This window comes from Falsiroseomonas sp. RANM36 (assembly GCF_056682175.1).
In genome coordinates, this window is the sequence record NZ_JBWXTD010000003.1 from 1,506,779 (window position 1) to 1,507,986 (window position 1,208).

2 protein-coding genes are annotated in these 1,208 nt (G+C 77.4%); one reads left to right on the forward strand and one right to left on the reverse strand.

Going from position 1 to position 1,208, the window contains the following annotated elements; translation table 11 throughout:
- The coding region (locus AC1MIR_RS12105; RefSeq protein WP_480028406.1) for an EF-hand domain-containing protein at positions 1–657 on the forward strand (657 nt) is incomplete at its 5' end.
- 13 nt (positions 658–670) lie between these two features.
- On the opposite strand, the gene AC1MIR_RS12110 is transcribed toward AC1MIR_RS12105, so the two are convergent.
- Positions 671–1,208: cupin domain-containing protein (locus AC1MIR_RS12110; protein WP_480028407.1), on the reverse strand; the 538-nt coding region annotated here is incomplete at its 5' end.

Genomic DNA, 1,208 nt, shown 5'->3' on the forward strand with positions numbered 1-1,208 from the left:
GGCGGGCTGTTCCGCTGCGCCGCGCCGCGCCCCGCGGGGGGCTGCAGGCTTGGGGGGGGGGGGGGCGCGGCGGCGCCGCGCCTGATGTTCCGCGCAGTCGGGGCCGGCCTCGAGACGATCGAGCCGGAGGCCAAGACCCGCGACGACCGCCTGCCCGGCGACGCGCCGGTCGCGAGCTGGCGGCGCTGCCCCGCGCCGCCCGCCGAGATCGCCCTGCTGCACGGCGAGGGCATCGCCTTCCTGGCCGCGCTGGAACAGCTCGAAGCCGCCTGCGGCACCACGCCGGGCGCCTGTGCCGAGGCGATCCTGCGCCAGGGCGACGTCAGCGGCGACGGCAGGCTGGCGCCGGCCGAGATCGCGCGGCTGCTGCGCGGCGCCGCCTGGCTCGTTGCGGTGCAGGATGGCGCGACGCTGGATTCGGTGGCGGGCGCGATCGGCGCCGGCGCGCTCGGCGGCATCGTGAGCGCGCGGCTGCTGGTGGAGAGCCTGGACTATGACGGCGACGGCCGGCTTTCCGTGGCCGAGCTGCTGCAGGACCGCGGCGCCGCCTTCGCCCGCGCGCAAGGCACCCCCCTCGGCCGGCCGCTCGACCTCGAGGGGCTGTCCGAGGGCATCGGTTTCCTGCGCAGCCTCCTCGAAGGATTGCTCGACCGGTAGCCCTGGCGGGACGCTACAGGCGCGCCTCGCGCCAGAGGCCGAGCTTCTGCTGCGCGGCGGCGTCGGAATAGCCGAACAGCACCAGGTCGCTCGCGGCCTCCAGCCGCAGCGTGGCCCAGGAGGGCACGACCAGCAGGTCGCGCGGGGCGAGGGCGAAATCCTGCTCGCCCACCGTCGCGCGACCTTCGCCTTCCACCACCACGAGGACCGTGGCGTCGGTGGCGCGGCGCGGGCGCGTGGCAAAGCCCTTCGGCAGCAGGCGCACATGCGCCGCGATGGTCGGCATCACCGGCCCGCCATCCGCCGGGTTCAGGAATTCCAGCGCATGGCCGAGATGCGGGTCCGGATCGCCGGCGCGCGCCATCGCCGCCAGGCTCTCGCGCCACTCGGCATAGGGGTAGTGGAACAGCGGCAGCGAAGCGGGGCGTCGCGCGGCCGTGGAGCCTGCGAAGGGGCGCAGGTTGCGCCCGTAGCGCGCCGCCCGGTCGCCCCGCGGCCCCCGCGCCCCCAGCGCCCAGGCGCCCGGCGGCCCGCGGGGCCCCGAGGGGGGC